Annotated in this window: 10 protein-coding genes and 1 pseudogene; 7 read left to right on the top strand and 4 right to left on the bottom strand. The window is 65.0% G+C overall.

The genetic code is table 11. The features are described 5' to 3' along the window. Positions 1-44: 44 nt before the first annotated feature. The gene (locus ABIA42_RS35275; RefSeq protein ID WP_370116494.1) at positions 45-1,382 is read right to left on the bottom strand and encodes an MFS transporter; all 1,338 of its coding nucleotides are present in this window, start codon (positions 1,380-1,382) and stop codon (positions 45-47) included. Positions 1,383-1,526: 144 nt separating this feature from the next. Here ABIA42_RS35275 and ABIA42_RS35270 point away from each other — a divergent pair, with 144 nt between their 5' ends. The 4 genes from ABIA42_RS35270 to ABIA42_RS35255 are packed head-to-tail and all read left to right on the top strand — an operon-like array spanning position 1,527 to position 6,123. Further along, positions 1,527-2,180 carry an ABC transporter ATP-binding protein gene (locus ABIA42_RS35270; RefSeq protein WP_370116497.1) on the top strand — a complete coding sequence of 218 codons (654 nt, stop codon included), beginning with the start codon at positions 1,527-1,529 and terminating at the stop codon, positions 2,178-2,180. Continuing rightward, positions 2,177-4,639, top strand: coding sequence for an FtsX-like permease family protein (locus tag ABIA42_RS35265; RefSeq protein ID WP_370116500.1), 2,463 nt, complete (start codon positions 2,177-2,179; stop codon positions 4,637-4,639). The genes ABIA42_RS35270 and ABIA42_RS35265 overlap by 4 nt, the downstream gene beginning before the upstream one ends. Then, positions 4,629-5,711: a lipocalin-like domain-containing protein gene (locus tag ABIA42_RS35260; protein WP_370116503.1), complete on the top strand. Its 1,083-nt coding sequence runs from the start codon at positions 4,629-4,631 to the stop codon at positions 5,709-5,711. Before ABIA42_RS35265 ends, ABIA42_RS35260 begins: the two co-directional genes overlap by 11 nt. 25 nt (positions 5,712-5,736) lie before the next feature. Beyond that, positions 5,737-6,123 (top strand): MAPEG family protein, encoded by a 387-nt coding sequence (locus tag ABIA42_RS35255; protein WP_271527397.1) that lies wholly within the window; start codon positions 5,737-5,739, stop codon positions 6,121-6,123. Positions 6,124-6,329: 206 nt separating this feature from the next. On the opposite strand, the gene ABIA42_RS35250 is transcribed toward ABIA42_RS35255, so the two are convergent. The 3 genes from ABIA42_RS35250 to ABIA42_RS35240 all read right to left on the bottom strand — a co-directional run bounded on the left by ABIA42_RS35250 (position 6,330) and on the right by ABIA42_RS35240 (position 12,191). Continuing rightward, positions 6,330-7,520, bottom strand: coding sequence for an ABC transporter substrate-binding protein (locus tag ABIA42_RS35250; protein WP_271527398.1), 1,191 nt, complete (start codon positions 7,518-7,520; stop codon positions 6,330-6,332). 304 nt (positions 7,521-7,824) lie between these two features. After that, complete coding sequence (locus tag ABIA42_RS35245) at positions 7,825-10,989, bottom strand: efflux RND transporter permease subunit (protein WP_370143721.1); 3,165 nt, start codon at positions 10,987-10,989, stop codon at positions 7,825-7,827. Then, on the bottom strand, positions 10,986-12,191 hold the full coding sequence (locus ABIA42_RS35240; RefSeq protein WP_370116507.1) for an efflux RND transporter periplasmic adaptor subunit: 1,206 nt from the start codon (positions 12,189-12,191) through the stop codon (positions 10,986-10,988). The genes ABIA42_RS35245 and ABIA42_RS35240 overlap by 4 nt, the downstream gene beginning before the upstream one ends. Positions 12,192-12,478: 287 nt before the next feature. Between ABIA42_RS35240 and ABIA42_RS35235 the strand changes: the two genes are divergently transcribed. From ABIA42_RS35235 to ABIA42_RS35225, 3 genes and pseudogenes are all read left to right on the top strand, one after another. Further along, positions 12,479-13,633 carry an iron-containing alcohol dehydrogenase gene (locus tag ABIA42_RS35235; RefSeq protein WP_370116510.1) on the top strand — a complete coding sequence of 385 codons (1,155 nt, stop codon included), beginning with the start codon at positions 12,479-12,481 and terminating at the stop codon, positions 13,631-13,633. A gap of 18 nt (positions 13,634-13,651) precedes the next feature. Then, a pseudogene (locus ABIA42_RS35230) lies at positions 13,652-15,203 on the top strand (AMP-binding protein). 300 nt (positions 15,204-15,503) lie between these two features. Further along, complete coding sequence (locus tag ABIA42_RS35225; protein WP_370116516.1) at positions 15,504-17,102, top strand: ABC transporter substrate-binding protein; 1,599 nt, start codon at positions 15,504-15,506, stop codon at positions 17,100-17,102. The last annotated feature ends 4 nt before the right edge of the window (positions 17,103-17,106 follow it).

Here is a 17,106-nt window from a genome sequence, read left to right as displayed (position 1 = left end):
GCGATCGACCCTCCCCCTCCAGGGGAGGGTAAGAGAGCCTCGCCCTACGTCGGCGACACCGCGCCCTTCAGTGCCGCCGCCTGCGGAGCGGCACCGCGCGTCAGCCGCGCGCGCTCGGTGTTCGGCCAGAGCAGGAGCAGGCCGAGCAGGCCGGAGCCGACCATGATCACGGCATTAATGGTGAAGCCGGTCATGTAGCCGTCGATCGTGCTGCCGGCACGCTGGATCGTGGCCCCCATCACGGCCGGCGCGATGATGCCGGCGAGCGTGTAGAGCGCACCGTAGATCGCGAGGATCGCGCCGCGCTGCGACGTCGGAGTGAATTCGCCGAGCATGGGCGGGCAGACGACATAGATCGCCCCGCACAGGCCCGAGCCGACCACAAGCAGCGCGATCTGGAGGCCCGCGCCCTGGACATGCGGCATCATCGCCAGGATCAGCCCGCCGATCACCAGCGGCACCGAGCCGAGAACGCCGCGCGCCGCACGGGTGTTGTAGCCGCGCGCCATCATCACCTGCGAGATCCAGCCGGTGAGCATGACGATGGTCGCGCCGAACACCCAGGGCAGGATCGAGATGAAGCCGGCCTGGCTCTGTGAGAAGCCGAGCCCCCTGACGATGAACGGCGTGAACCATGTCAGGCCGAGCGACAGCGCCCAATAGGCGCCGAAGGTTGCGGCGACGCAGCCGATGAAGGTGCGCGAGGTGAGAAGCTGCAAGTATGGGATCTTCGGCTCGGCCGCGGCCGAGACCTGCGTGTCCTCCAGCGGCCCTTCCTTGCCGAGCGTGAGCCAGGCCGCAACCCAGATCAGGCCGACGACGCCGAGCGCGCCGAAGGCATAATGCCAGGAATGGTTGACGATGATCCAGTTCAGCGCCGGCACCGCGAGGATGACGCCGAAGGCCGAGCCTTGCGACAGGATCGCGGTCGGCAGCGTGCGCTTCTCGTCGGGGAACCATTTGTAGATGGCGTGCGCGGCGACCGAGAAGGCCGGGCCTTCGCCGGCGCCCAGCACGATGCGGCAGATCAGGAGCGTGGTGAAGGAAACGGTGCCGACCATCGGAAATTGCGCCAGCGCCCAGATCACAGCCAGAGCAAGCAGCACCCAGCGCGTCGGCACCTTGTTGACGATGAAGCCGACCACGATGGCGGAGATCGAGAACAGGAAGAAGAAAGATGATCCGAGCAGGCCGAACTGCTCGGCGCTGAGCTTCATGTCGGTCATGATCGGCACGCCGGCGAGACCGACGACGATCTTGTCCGCGAAGTTCACCACCATGAAGAGAAAGAGGAGAAATGTAACGGTCCAGGCGCCCTTTGGCGTTGCCTTGGATTGCCCTGCCGTCCTGCCCGCCACCGCTGGCGTTCCCTGAGCGCTCATGAATCTCCCCGTATGTCTTTTTGGCACTTTTTTGATTTGGCCGTCTTGGAAGCTAACAACGGCTTCACAACCAACGCAACCCGGCATTTCCGCAGCAAGTGTGCTACGCAGCAATTCCGTTAATTCCGTCCGGCGCCATTCATCGTGCTGAGCATCCGAAATCTTTCCAAGACGTTCTCCTCGGCCGGCGAGCCGGTCCATGTGCTGCGCGGCGTCGATCTCGACCTCAGGCACGGCGAACGCGTCGCGCTGACCGGCGAGTCCGGCAGCGGCAAGAGCACATTGCTGCACCTGATCGCGGGGCTCGATGCCGCCGACGGCGGCACGATCCGGCTGGAGGAGATCGAGGTCACCAAGCTGTCGGATGCGGGACGCGCCAGCTTGCGGCGCGATCGCATCGGGCTGGTCTTTCAGCAATACAACCTGATCCCGAGCCTCTCGGTCGCGGACAATCTCGCCTTCCAGGCGCGGATCGCCGGCCGACATGACGGGGCCTGGATCAAGGAGCTTGTCGAGCGGCTCGGACTCGGCGGCCTGCTCAAGCGTTATCCAGAGCAAATATCAGGCGGCCAGCAACAACGGGTCGCGATCGGCCGGGCACTCGCGACAAAGCCCGCGCTGCTGCTCGCGGACGAGCCGACCGGCAATCTGGACGAAGCCACCGCCGAAGACGTGCTGGCGCTGACGCGCGACCTCGTCGCGCGCACCGGCTGCGGCTTCCTGATGGTGACGCACAGCCTGCATCTGGCTGCGACCCTCGACCGCCACCTCACCCTGCATGCGGGGCGCATCGCATGAGGCGCGCGCTGTGGATCCTCGCCGTGCTGCTCAGCCATTGGCGGCGACACAAGATGCAGTTCGCCACGCTGCTGATCGGGCTGATCGCGGCGACCTCGCTATGGAGCGGCGTGCAGGCGATCAACCAGCAGGCCCGCAATGCCTATGACCGTGCCGCGGCGACGTTCGGCGGCGTGCGCACGGCGATGCTGGTGGCGCCAAATGCGGCAACCTTTTCCCAGGAACTGTTCGTCAAGCTCCGGCGCGCGGGCTGGCCGGTCTCGCCGGTGCTGGAGGGACGGGTCCAGATCAACGGGCGCTCGGTGCGGCTGCTCGGCATCGAGCCGGTGACGCTGCCGGCCGATGTCGGCAACGCGCCGCGGCTTGGCGCCTCGGATCTGAGCAGCTTCGTTGCGCCGCCGGGCCAGACGCTGGCGGCGCGGGAGACGCTGGCCGATTTGCAGGAGGCGGAAGGCGCGGCGCCGGCGATCAGCAATGGCGCAAAGCTGCCGCCGCTGCGCGTGCTGCCGCAGCTCGTGCCAGACGTGCTCGTGGTCGATATCGGCGTGGCACAGCGCCTCCTCAACAAGCCGGATCAGGTGTCCCGCCTACTGATCGGCAAGCCGAAGGGCAAGCCGGCGCCGCTGGCCAGCGTCGTTGGCGAGCAGTTGCAGCGGGTCGAGCCGGATGCCGAGACGGAGCTTGAGCATCTCACCGACAGTTTCCATCTCAATCTCACCGCGTTCGGCCTGTTGTCGTTCTTCGTCGGCCTGTTCATCGTCAACTCGGCCGTCGGCCTCGCCTTCGAACAGCGGCTGCCGATGCTGCGGACCTTGCGCGCCTGCGGCGCCTCGGCGCGACTGGTCAACACGGTGCTGGTGGTCGAGCTGGTGGCACTGGCGCTGATCGCCGGGCTGATCGGGCTCGCTTGCGGCTATTTCATCGCGGCTGCCCTGCTGCCCGACGTCGCCGCTTCGCTGCGCGGGCTCTATGGCGCGCAGATTCCGGGGCAGCTCAGCCTGCGAGGCGAGTGGTGGCTCGCCGGCATCGGCATCAGCGTTGCCGGCGCGCTGGTGGCGGCAGCAACGAGCCTGATCAAGGCGATCAGGATGCCGGTGCTGGCAACCGCCCAGCCGCGCGCCTGGCAGCAACGGCAACGCCGCTGGCTGGTCCTGCAGAGCTGTGCGGCCTGCGCCGTGTTCGCGGTCGCCCTGTTGCTGCTCCACTACGGGCAATCGCTGATCGCGGGCTTTGGCGTGCTCGCGGCCCTGATGTTAGGTGCGGCGCTGATCCTGCCGGCCTTCCTCGACATCATCCTGCACGCCGGCCAGCGCGTCGCGCGTGGCCCGCTTGCGCTGTGGTTCTGGGCGGACAGCCGACAACAGCTTTCCGGATTGTCGCTCGCCCTGATGGCGCTGCTGCTCGCGCTCGCCGTCAATGTCGGGGTGTCCACCATGGTGGAGACCTTCAGCCGCACCTTCATCGGCTGGCTCGACGGGCGGCTCGCCGCCGACGTCTACATCAGCGCGTCCGACAATGCGCAGGGCGTTGCGATCCGCAACTGGCTGAAGCAGCGCAGCGACGTCCAGGCGATCCTCTCGGGCGGACGTGCGGAAGCGCAGATTCGAGACCAGCCGGTGGAGCTGCTGGGCCTGCCCGATCACGCGCTGTATCGCGAGCGCTGGCCGCTGCTGCAAGCCGCGCCGCGCGCCTGGACCCGGCTGGTGCCGGGCAACGCCGCCTTCATCAGCGAGCAGTTGAGCCGCCGGCTGAATGTGCGCCTCGGTGATGTGATCGAAGTGCCGGCGCCGGGCGGCACCTGGGAGCTCGACATCGTCGGCATCTATGCCGATTACGGCAATCCCAGGGGGCAGCTTGCCGTGAATGTCGCGGCGCTGGTCCGGCAGTTTCCGCAGACGCCGCAGACGCGGATGGGCCTGATCGTCGCCAAGGAAAATATCCCCGGCCTGATCGCGGCTTTGCAGAAGCAGTTTGCGCTCGACGACCGAAGCGTCGCCGACCAGGCGACGGTGAAGGCGGAATCGATCCGCATCTTCAATCGCACCTTCGCCGTGACCTCCGCGCTGAACGCCTTCACGCTCGGCGTCGCCGGCATCGCGCTGCTGACCAGCCTGCTGACGCTGGCGAACTCCCGCCTGCCGCAGCTCGCCCCGCTGTGGGCGATCGGCGTCACGCGGCCGCGCCTTGCCGCGATCGAGCTGACCAAGACGCTTTCGGTCGCACTGTTCACGTCGCTGCTGGCGGTACCGCTCGGCCTCCTGGTGGCGTGGTGCCTGATTGCGATCGTCAATGTGAAGGCATTCGGCTGGCGGCTGCCGTTCCACGTGTTTCCGCTGCAATTGGTCGAACTGGTCGTGGTCGCACTGCTTGCTTCGCTGGTGGCCGCCTTGCTGCCGATGCTGCGGCTGGCGCGGATGCAGCCGGCGACCCTCGTCAAGGTGTTTGCCAATGAACGCTGACCGGATCTCGCGGCGCGCCATCGCCGCCGGCATCGCCGCCCTCGCTCTCGCGCGGCGCGCCGGCGCGCAGGGCTATGCCGGGCTCGGCGAGGCCGCCGACGGCTTTGCCAAGGTCACGCCGGGAATGACATTCACCTTTCCCGCCGATCACGGGCCGCATCCGGACTTTCGCATCGAGTGGTGGTATCTCACGGCAAACCTCGTCGATGGCAGCGGCGCGGCTTGCGGCCTGCAATGGACGCTGTTCCGCCAGGCCGCGCAGCCGGGTCCACAAGGCGAAAGCTGGGCCAATCAGCAGGTGTGGATGGCGCATGCAGCGGTGACACGGGCCGACACCCACCGCTTCAACGAAACGTTTTCGCGCGGCGGCGTCGGGCAGGCCGGCGTGACGGCCAAGCCGTTCGATGCCTGGATCGACGACTGGGAGATGAAGGGCCTTGAGCGCACCGACGATCGCACATTGGCACCGCTGACGCTGAAGGCGTCCGGCACCGATTTCAGCTACGCATTGACGCTGGAGGCCGATCGTCCGGTGGTCCTGCAGGGCGATGGCGGCTACAGTCGCAAGTCCGAGCGCGGGCAGGCGTCCTACTATTACAGCCAGCCGTTCTACCGCGCGCGGGGCACGCTCACCATCGACGACAGGCTGATCGACGTCTCGGGCCAGGCCTGGATGGACAGGGAGTGGAGCAGCCAGCCGCTCGATGCCGACCAGACCGGCTGGGACTGGCTCTCACTGCATCTCGCATCCGGCGACAAGCTGATGCTGTACCGGCTGCGGCAGAAGGACGGCAAGGATTATCCGTTCGGCAACTGGATCAGCGCCGCGGGCGACACGCAGATGATCGCGGGCAGCGATATCCAGATGATCCCGAAGGCAACCGCGGATGTTGCGGGACGCAAGCTGCCGGTGGAATGGCAGATCGCGATCCCCTCGCGATCGTTCTCGATTCTGTGCAAGCCGCTCAATCCAGGGGCCTGGATGGGGACCGGCTTCTCCTATTGGGAAGGACCGATCAGCTTTGCCGGGACGCATGACGGCGTTGGCTATCTCGAGCTGACGGGCTATTGAACGCGATCTCTTCGAGGAACTAACCATGTATCATCTCACCGCCCTCGTCACGCTGCTGGCGATCGCCTTTTATTTCTTCACCGCCATCAACGTGTCGCGCTCGCGCACCAAGACCGGCGTCAAGGTGCCTGCGATGTCGGGCCATCCGGATTTCGAACGCGCCTTCCGCATCCAGATGAACACGCTGGAATGGATGCCGATCTTCCTGCCAGCGCTCTGGCTGTTCGCGATCTACATCAGCGACGCCATCGCGGCGGGTATTGGCGTGGTCTGGATCATCGGCCGTATCGTCTATTTCGTCGGCTATTCGAAGGCTGCGGCCAAGCGCGGTATGGGTTTCGCGATCCAGAGCATCGCCGCCATGGCGTTGTGGGCAGGAGCGCTGGGAGCTGTGGTGTTGCGGATGGTGTGAGGCAATCCGCCGCCAAACATTCCGCTGTCGTCCCGGACGAGCGCAGCGAAGATCCGGGATCCAGACCCACAGTAACTCGTTTTGCGAAGACTCGGAGTAGGCATCTCGCGCCACACGTCTCCCTGGGGTTATGGATCCCCACTCCCGTGCGCAATTGCGCACTAGGCGGGGATGACCGAGTGTGTGGCGCTCGCTGTGCCACTTCCCTACTTCGTCAGCGGGCAGCCGCTTTCCTTGGCGGTGAAGAAGGCCTTGTCGCCGGGGACGGTGGCAAGCAGCTTGTAGTAGTCCCACGGCTTCTTCGATTCCGAGGGCTTCTTGACCTCGAACAGATACATGTCGTGGACCATGCGGCCGTTCTCGAGCACCTTGCCGCCTTGCGCGAAATCGTCGTTGACCGGCAGCTCCTTCAGCTTCTTGGCGACGGCATCCGGGTCCTTGGTGCCGGCGGCCTTGACGGCCTTCAGGTAGCTCAGCGTCGCCGAGTAGGTGCCGGCATGGATCATGCTGGGCATCCGGCCGGTGCGCTTGAGGAAGCGTTCGCCGAGATTGCGCGTCTTGTCGTTGAGATCCCAGTAATAGCCTTCGGTCAGCACCAGACCTTGCGCGGCCTGAAGGCCGAGGCCGTTGACTTCGGCGAGCGTCATCAAGAGGCCCGCGAGCTTCTGGCCGCCTGAGACGATGCCGAACTCGGACGCCTGCTTGATTGAGTTGGTGGTGTCGAGGCCGGCATTGGCGAGGCCCACGATCTTCGCCTTCGAGCTCTGCGCCTGGAGCAGGAAGGAGGAGAAGTCCGAGGAGTTGAGCGGCACGCGAACCGAGCCGACCACCTTGCCGCCATTGGCGGTGACGATCTCGCTGGTGTCCTTCTCCAGCGCATAGCCGAAGGCGTAATCCGCGGTGAGGAAGAACCAGGTGTCGCCGCCGGCCTTGGTCAGTGCGCCGCCGGTGCCGACGCCGAGCGCGTGGGTGTCGTAGGCCCAGTGGAAACCATAGGGCTGGCAGGCATCGCCGGTGAGGCGCGAGGTCGCGGCGCCGACGACGATGTCGATCTTCTTCTTTTCCTTGGAAAGCTCGTGGATCGCGAGCGCGACCGAGGAGGTCGTCAGCTCCGTGATCATGTCGACGTTCTCGACGTCGTACCAGCGGCGCGCGATCGAGCTGGCGAGGTCCGGCTTGTTCTGATGGTCGGCGGTGATGAGCTCGATCTTCTGGCCGAGCACCTCGCCGCCGAAATCCTCGATCGCCATCCTGGCCGCTTCGACCGACCATTTGCCGCCGTAGTCCGCATAGACGCCGGACTGATCGTTGAGGATGCCGATCTTGACGCCTTGCGCGAAGGCCGGCGCGGCAAGCAATACGGCCGACGCTGCGGCGACCAAAAATGCTGATTTCATTCGTTAAGCTCCCAGTAGTTTTCTGTTTTGAAATCGCGCGGATACTAGTGAAGAACCCCGCGCGTGCCCATCCATTTCACGTTGGTCGTTAGTATGGGTGGGGGTGCGCCGCATTCTCCGCCGTCGTCCCGGACAAGCGCGCCTTAAGCGCGCGCAGATCCGGGACCCAGCCACAGGGAGATGTTTGGCGAAGAGTCGGAGTTGCCGCTGTCGCGCCAAACCACTCCCTGTGGTTATGGATCCCCGCGTTCGCGGGGATGACAGCGGTGGGTGTGGAGACGTCTACGGCCACAGAGAGGCAGCATCAAGCCGCCATCTCCGGCTTCTTGTCCCGCCGCCCCTCTGCGAGGTTCCGCACCACCACGTAGAAGATCGGCGTGAACAGAAGCCCGAACAGGGTGACGCCGATCATGCCGAAGAACACGGCAACGCCCACGGCCTGCCGCATCTCCGAGCCGGAGCCGCTGGAGATCACCAGCGGCAGCACGCCGAGGATGAAGGCGAACGACGTCATCAGGATCGGCCGCAGGCGCAGGCGGCAGGCCTCGATCACGGCTTCCAGCCGCGGCTTGCCCTCGTTCTCGATGTCGCGTGCGAACTCGACGATCAGGATCGCGTTCTTCGCCGCCAGTCCCACCAGCACGACAAAGCCGATCTGCGTGAGGATGTTGACGTCCTGGCCCATGATGCGCACGCCGATGGTGGCAGCCAACAGGCACATCGGCACGATCAGGATCACCGCGAACGGAAGCGTCCAGCTGCCATATTGCGCGGCGAGCACGAGATAGACGAACAGCACGCAGATCGGGAACACGTAGAGGCCGGCGTTGCCGCCAGTGATCTGCTGGTAGGACAGGTCCGTCCACTCGAAGGTGAAGCCGCTCGGCAGCGTATCGTCCGCGAGCTGCTTGATGGTGTTGAGCGCGGTGGTCGAGCTGGTGCCCGGCGCCGGTTCGCCCTGAAGTTCGGACGCCGCATAGAGATTGTAGCGCGCCACGCGGTCGGGGCCGGACACGTCCTTGAACTCGACCACACTGCCGAGCATCACCATGTCGCCATTGGCGTTGCGCGTCCGCAATCGCGCGAGATCGCTGGGCTCTTTCCGGAACGGGAAGTCCGCCTGCGCCGTGACGTGATAGGTGCGCCCGAACAGATTGAAGTCGTTGACATAGGTCGATCCGAAATAGGTCTGGATCGTGTCGTTGATATTGGCGATGGGCACGCCCAGCTTCTGCGCCTTGGTGCGGTCGATATCGACGAAGAGCTGCGGCGTGTTGGCTGAGAACGGCGAGAACACCGTCGGAGCGAGCAGCAAGGGCGATTTGCGCGCCGCGGCGACGAGCTCGTCGGTGGCCGCGGCGAGCAGCTCAGGCCCGCGACCCTGGCGGTCCTGGATGCGGATGGTGAAGCCGCCGCCGGTGCCGATGCCGGGCACGGCCGGCGGCGGAATCACGATGATGAACGCACCCTGGATCGCGGCCAGGCGTTTGCGCAGCTCGGCCGTGATGGCGTTCGCAGACAATCCCTTCTTCAGCCGCGCCTCGGGCTCGTCGAACACCGGGAACAGCGCGGCCGCATTGCCGGCCTGGGTGCGCGTGGCGCCGGAGAAGCCGGCGAAAGCGGCAACGCGGACGATGCCCGGCGTATCCAGCGAGATGCGCTCGATCTCGCGGACCACCTCGGTGGTGCGCGCCAGCGAAGCGGCGCCCGGCAATTGCACCGATATGATGACATAGCCGCGATCCTGCGCGGGGATGAAGCCCTGCGGGGTGGTCACGATCAGCCAGCCGGCGCTGCCGATCAGCACGACATAGATCAGAAGCATCACGACGGAATGCCGGATCACGAAATCGGCGACGCTGGCATAGCCGTGCGCGAGCCGGTCGAACACGCGGTTGAAGACGCCGGTGAAGGCGTTCCAGCCGCGCGCGATCACGTTCCAAGCGGCCGGAGGCTTCTTCTCCTCGTGCGGCGTCAGGATCAGCGAGGCCAGCGCCGGCGACAGCGTCAGCGAGCAGAAGCAGGAGATCGCCGTCGCAACCGCAATGGTGACGGCGAATTGCTGGAAGAACTGCCCGGATATGCCTCCTAAGAACGCGGTCGGCACGAACACGGCGGTGAGCACCAGGGCGATCGAGACCAGCGCGCCGCCGACCTCCTCCATGGTCTTGAGCGCGGCATCACGCCTGCTCATGCCATGCTCGAGATGTCGCTCGACATTCTCCACCACGACGATGGCGTCGTCGACGACGATGCCGACGGCGAGCACGAGGCCGAACAAGGTGAGATTGTTGATGGAGAATCCAAGCGCCGCCATCACCGCGAAGGTGCCGACCAGCGAGACCGGGATCGCGATGATCGGGATGATCGCGGGACGCCATCCCTGCAGGAATACCAGCACCACGACGACCACCAGCAGCATGGCTTCGTAGATTGTCTTGATCAGCTCGTGGACGGACTGGGCGATGAACTCGGTCGGATTATAGCCGATGTTGTAGTCGAGACCTTTCGGAAAGCTCTCCTTGAGCTTCGTCATGGTGTCGGAGATGCTCTTGGCCGTCGCCAGCGCGTTCGATCCGGGCCGCTGGGTCACCAGCATGGCGACGGCCGATTTGCGCAGCAGGAAGCTGTTGGTGGAATACGCCAGTGCGCCGAGCTCGATCCGGGCGACGTCGCGCAGCCGCACCGTGCGGCCGTCGGAACCGGCCTTGATCAGGATGTCCTCGAACTGCTTCTGGTCCTTCAAACGTCCGGTAAAGGTGAGATTCGGCTGAAAGGCTCGGTCCGCGATCGGCGGCTCGGCGATCTGGCCGCCGGCGATCTGGACGTTCTGCGCGCGGATCGCGGCCAGCACCTCGGTCGAAGTCAGGCCGAGATTGGCGATGCGGTCAGGGTCGAGCCACAGCCGCATCGAATAATCGCGCGCGCCAAAAATCTGGATGTCGCCGACGCCGTCGATGCGCAGCAGCTGGTCGCGGACCTGAAGCAGCGCGTAGTTGGATATGTAGAGCTGGTCGAAGCTGTCGTCCGGCGACAGCATGAACACGACCATCAGGATGTCGGGCGAGTTCTTGCGGGTGACGACGCCGTTGCGCTGCACCTCGTCCGGCAATTGCGGCTGTGCAATCGCGACGCGGTTCTGCACCAGCACCTGGGCCTTGTCGAGATCGGTGCCGAGCTTGAAGGTGACGGTGATCGTCAACTGTCCGTTCGAGGTCGCCTGGCTGTAGAGATACAGCATGTCCTCGACGCCGTTGATCTGCTGCTCGATCGGAGCCGCGACCGTGTCGGACACGGTCTGCGCCGAGGCGCCGGGATATTGCGTGGTGACGACCACGGTGGGCGGCACCACTTGCGGATATTCGGACACCGGCAGCGTGGTGTAGGCGAGCGCGCCGACGATCAGCAGCACGATCGACAGCACCATCGCCAGGATGGGCTGGTTGATGGAGAGGCGGCCGAGGTTCATGACTTGCCACCGGCCGGCGCTTGAGCGGTCTGCGGGGCGACCTTGGCGCCGACGCGGGCGCGCTGGATGCCGCTGACGATGACGCGATCGTCCGGCTTCAGCCCTTCACGGATCACGCGCAGGCCCTCGTCGAGCGGCCCGAGCGCGACAGGGCGCGCCTCGACCGTATCATCAGGTTTCACCACGAAAACGATCTTGCGGGACTGGTCGGTCGCAACAGCGGCGTCCGGAATCAGCAGCGCCTCATAGGGCGCGCTGGCGATCAGGCGGACGCGACCGAACTGGCCGGGCAGGATAGACAAATCGGTGTTCTTGACCACCGCGCGGCTGCGCAGCGTTCCCGTGGAGACGTCGAGGCGATTGTCGAGGAAGTTGATGGTGCCTTCGTGAGACGGCTTGGTCTCGCCGGCGAGAGACACTTGCACCGGGTTTGCCGTGTCGCGCGAGCTCGGGCGACGGCCTTCGAACCACAGCTTGCTGTACTTGATGAATGTCGCCTCATCCATGTCGAAATAGATGTAGATCGGATCGAGTGTCACGATGGAGGTCAGCAACGTCGACGATGCGTTGTCGCTGCCCTGCACGAGATTGCCGGGGCTGACGAGATGGCGGCTGACACGGCCGGTCAGCGGTGCCGTCACGTGCGTGAACTCGATGTTGAGCTTCGCCGCCTTCAGCGCGCCTTCCGCCTGCATCTCGGCCGCATGCGCGGCCTGCAAGGCCTGGCGGCGCTGATCGACGACTTGCTCGGAGACGGCGCTGGTCTGCACCAGGCTAAGGCCGCGATCGAGCTCGCGCTTGGCGAGTTCCACCTTGGCCCGTGCATCCGACAGCTGCCCCTCCGCCTGGGTGGCCACCGCCTCGAACGGGCGCGGGTCGATCACGTAGAGCAGATCGCCCTGACGCACGATAGCGCCGTCCGTGAACTCGACCGAGTTGACGAAGCCGCCGACGCGCGGCCGCACCTGCACCTCCTCCACCGCCTCGAAGCGGCCGGTGAACTCGTCCCAATCGGTGACCGTGCGCTTGACCGGCTGGGCGACTGTCACCTGCGCCGGCGGTGGGGCAGCGGCCTGTGATGCCGGTTTGTCGCAGCCGGTCAGCGCGAATGCCACGGCGAGAAGGCCTGTCATCGCGTAGGGCCGAGGCTGAACGAAATCGTGCTTTTTGACAAACTGCTCGCTTCCGTCAGGTCCGCTCATCCCAGGTCCTCGCATCAAAGCCGCAGAAAAGGCAGGGTACTCGCCTACCCGCGGGCGACACAAGATGTGTTGCGATGATGAACTCTTCAAGACCGCACTGCTCGCGAGGCTTGGAAGAGCGCCTTGGCCGGATGGCGCGTTGACAGGGCTCTCTTCCCGCCAATCTCCCGGTAAGAACCGTGCAAGGGAGCAGAGAGGCCACCCCAGCGCCTTCGCGCATGACGGACGGCCGCCACTCGGCTAGGCTGCCGGCACAAGAACAAGACGAATTGTCCGGGGAGGACGGCGTGCACCAGGGACGTGTCGTTTTCGGCGCGATCGAGGAGGTCGTGTTCGGCCATCCCGCTGCCGGCGCCATCGTCGCGCAGATGGACCGGCTGGGAACGCGCCGCGCGTTCCTGATGGTTTCGGGCACGCTGAACCGGCAGACCGACGAAATTGCGAAGATCACGCAGGCGCTCGGCGAGCGCTGTGCCGGCCTGTTCGACGCCATGCCGGCGCATACGCCGCGTGAAGCGGTGATCGCGGCGACCCAAGCGGCGCGCGAGGCGCAAGCCGACCTCATTGTCACCGTGGGCGGCGGCTCGATCACCGACGGGGCCAAGGCGGTGCAGCTCTGCCTTGCCAACGGCATCGACGACATCGAGGGCTTCGAGCGCATCCGCGTCCATAAGGGCACCGCGCCCGAGATGACCGCGCCAGGCGTGCGGCAGATCAGCGTGCCGACCACGATCGCCGGCGGCGAGTTCAGCGCGATCGCTGGAGTCACCGACCGCAGCACGCATGTAAAGCAGATGCTGCGGCATCCGCTCATTGTGCCGCGCGCGACCATCCTCGATCCCGCCATCACCGTGCACACGCCGGAATGGCTGTTCCTGTCCACGGGCATCCGCGCCGTCGATCATTGCGTCGAAGCGATCTGCTCGCGCGAGACCCACCCTTATGCGGATGCGCAATCGGTGAAGGGACTCGCCATGCTCGCCGATGCGTTGCCGCGGGTGAAGGCCGATCCTGCCGATCTCGACGCGCGGATGGACGCGCAGATCGGCACCTGGCTGTCGATGGGCGCACTTTCAGCCGGCGTGCCCATGGGCGCGAGCCACGGCATCGGCTACGTGTTGGGCGCGGCCTTCGACGTGCCGCACGGCTACACCTCCTGCATCATGCTGCCGGCGGTGATGCGCTGGAATGCGCGCGACAACGCCGAGCGGCAAATGATCGTTTCCGCCGCCATGGGCTATCCCGGCCACAACGCCGCCGATGTGCTCGATGCCTTCATCCGTTCGCTCGGCATGCCGCGCAGCCTCGCTGACGTGCGGGTATCGCCGCAGCATTTCGACGCCATCGCCGAACAGGCGATGCGCACGAACTGGATTCCGCGCAACCCACGCAAGATCGATGGCCCCGCCGACGTGCGCGAAATCCTGCTTCTTGCCGCCTGATCGAAAGCCGGAGGATCGATGTATACTGGTACGCATGCCCGCCTGCGCCCGCTGCAGCCCGCCTTCATCATGGCGGCGACGGGCGAGACCGTCACCTATCGCGAGCTCGAGGCACGCAGCAATCGGCTGGCGCATCTGTTCCGCAAGCACGGCTTGAAACGGCTCGATCACTACTCGATCTTCATGGAGAACAATTCGTGTTATCTGGAAGCCTGCGGCGCGGGTGAACGCGCCGGGCTCTACTACACCTGCATCAACTCCTTCCTGACGCCGGGCGAGCTCGCCTATCTCCTCGTCAACAGCCAGTCGAAGATCCTGATCACGTCCATGGCCAAGCTCGACATCGCGCGCGAGGCTATCAAGGCCTGCCCCGACGTCAGGCTCTGCATCGTCGCCGACGGCCCCGGTGAGAGCGAACGTATCGTCGGGCTCGCGGAGGTGACTGCCGAGCTACCCAAAACGCCGATCGCCGACGAGTGGCTCGGTACCGCCATGCTCTATTCGTCCGGCACGACGGGACGACCGAAGGGCATTTTGCGGCCCCTGCCGGAAGAGCCGCCGAAGCACAATCTGCCGCTGTTCGATTTTCTGACGAAGCTTTGGCACTACCCGGGAAGGCATGGTCTATCTGTCGCCCGCACCGCTCTATCACTCCGCCCCGCAGGCTGCCGTGAACCTCACAATCCGCATGGGCGGCACCGTGATCATCATGGAGAGTTTCGATCCCGAGCGTTACCTCCAGCTCGTCGAGCAATGGGGCATCACCCACACGCAGCTGGTGCCGACGATGTTCTCGCGCATGCTGAAGTTGCCGGAGGAGGTGCGTGGCCGCTACGACCTGTCCTCGCTGGAGATCGCGATCCACGCCGCCGCGCCCTGCCCGGCCCTGGTCAAGGACGACATGATCAAATGGTGGGGACCGATCATCCACGAATATTACGGCGCGACCGAGGGCCTCGGCTTCACCGCCTGCAACAGCGAGGAATGGCTCGCCCATCGCGGCACGGTCGGCAAGGTGCTGCTCGGCGATCTCCACATTCTCGACGAGAATATGCGGGAATGCCCGACCGGCACACCGGGCCAGGTCTGGTTCAAGACGGCAACGCCGTTCGAATATTTTAGCGATCCCGAGAAGACCAGGGAGGCGCGCTCGCCCGACGGCAGCATGAGCACGGTCGGCGACGTCGGCTATGTCGACGCCGACCGCTTCCTGTACCTGACCGACCGCGCGACCTTCATGATCATCTCCGGCGGGGTGAACATCTATCCGCAGGAATGCGAGAACCTCTTGATCACCCACCCGAAGGTGGCGGATGCCGCCGTTTTCGGCGTGCCCAACGTCGATCTCGGCGAAGAGGTCAAGGCCGTGGTGCAACCGATGCCGGGCGTGGTGCCGGGGCCGGCTCTCGCCGAAGAGCTGATCGCGTTCTGCGCAAAATCGCTGTCGCGGCAGAAGGTGCCGCGCTCGGTCGATTTCGAGAAGGAGTTGCCGCGGCTGCCGACAGGGAAGTTGTACAAGCGGCTGCTGCGGGATCGGTATTGGGGGAACAAGGCGTCGCGGATCGTGTGAGGGGCGTGCTGGATAGCGCGCACAGGCAAGCGCCACAAACTCTCTGCTGTCGTCCCGGACAAGCGCGCTTAAGGCGCGCTTGTCCGGGACGACGGTGGAGTTTGTTGCGGCAGTCGAGACCAACACCCGCGCAGGAACCGTTCGCACCTGCACTCTCGCATTGTGAAAGTGTAAGCCCCGCAGCCTGCCGTCATCCGAATTGTCGAGAGGCTGGGTGGCCTTGCGGGTTGCCTCGCTGCACGCGCCTCGCTATCGTCTGACAAACAGGCCGCAAAAGGCCGTTGTCCAGGGAGGATGAGCATGCGGAGCGTGTGGGCGCTCGCCGCAATGGCGGCGCTATCTGTGCTGACGGCCTCAACCGCCACGCTCGCCGGCGAGCCCAAGCAGGGCGGCATTTTGCGGATGTATCACCGCGACAGCCCCGGCAATGCCTCGATCCATGAAGGCGCGACCTACTCGCTCAACGTTCCTTTCATGCCCGTGTTCAACAATCTCGCCATCTACAAGCAGGACGTGGCGCAGAACAGCATGGACAGCATCGTCCCCGAGCTTGCGGAGAGCTGGGCCTGGGTGAACGACAACAAGACGCTGACCTTCAAGCTGCGCCAGGGCGTGAAATGGCACGACGGCAAGCCGTTCACCTCGGCCGACGTCAAATGCACTTTCGACATGCTGATGGGCAAGGCGCAGCAGAAGTTCCGGCAGAACCCGCGCAAATCCTGGTACGACCAGGTGAACGACATCTCGACCAATGGCGACTTCGAGGTTTCCTTCAACCTGAAACGGCCGCAGCCCTCCCTGCTGGCGCTGCTCGCCTCGGGCTACACCCCGGTCTATCCCTGCCATGTCTCGCCGGCAGAGATGCGCACGCATCCGATCGGAACCGGCCCCTTCAAGTTCGTCGAGTTCAAGGCCAATGAATCCATCAAGCTGACCCGCAATCCCGACTATTGGCGCAAGGGCCGGCCTTACCTCGACGGCATCGAGCTCACCATCATCCCGAACCGCTCGACTGCGATCCTCGCCTTCATCGCCGGCAAGTTCGACATGACGTTTCCGACGGAGGTGACGATTCCGCTGGTGAAGGACGTCAAATCGCAGGCGCCGAACGTGATATGCGAGATCGCGCCGACGAACGTGTCGACCAACATCATCGTCAACTCGTCCTCGCCGCCGTTCGACAATGTCGACATCCGCCGCGCCATGGCGATGGCGCTGGACCGCAAGGCTTTCATCTCGATCATGTTCGAGGGCCAGGGCGACATCGGCGGCACCATGCTGCCACCGCCGAACGGCCTGTGGGGTATGCCCAAGGAGATGCTGGAGACCATTCCCGGCTATGGCCCCGACGTGAAGGCCAACCGCGAGGAGGCGAAGAAGCTGATGCAGAAGGCCGGCTACGGGCCGGACAAGCATCTCGCCGTCAAGGTCTCCACCCGCAACATCCCGATCTATCGCGATCCCGCGGTGATCCTGATCGACCAGCTCAAGACGATCTACATCGACGGCGAGGTCGACGTGGTCGAGACCGCGAACTGGTTCCCGAAGGTCGCGCGCAAGGACTACATGATCGGGCTCAATCTCACCGGCAACGCCGTGGACGATCCCGACCAGTCCTTCTACGAGAACTATTCCTGCGGCTCTGAGCGCAACTACACCAATTACTGCAACAAGGAGATCGAGAAGCTGTTCGACGTGCAGTCGCAGGAGACCAATGTCGACAAGCGCAAGAAGCTGGTCTGGGACATCGACAAGAAATTGCAGGAGGACGTCGCACGGCCCATCATCTTCCACAGCCGCATGGGCAGCTGCTGGCAGCCCTACGTCAAGGGCCTCACCGTCATGACCAACAGCTCCTATAACGGCTATCGCTACGAGGATGTGTGGCTGGACAAGTAGCGCA

Source organism: Bradyrhizobium sp. USDA 327 (assembly GCF_041262065.1).
In the GTDB taxonomy this organism is placed as follows: domain Bacteria; phylum Pseudomonadota; class Alphaproteobacteria; order Rhizobiales; family Xanthobacteraceae; genus Bradyrhizobium; species Bradyrhizobium liaoningense.
This window is presented reverse-complemented; position numbering and strand designations above follow the sequence as displayed.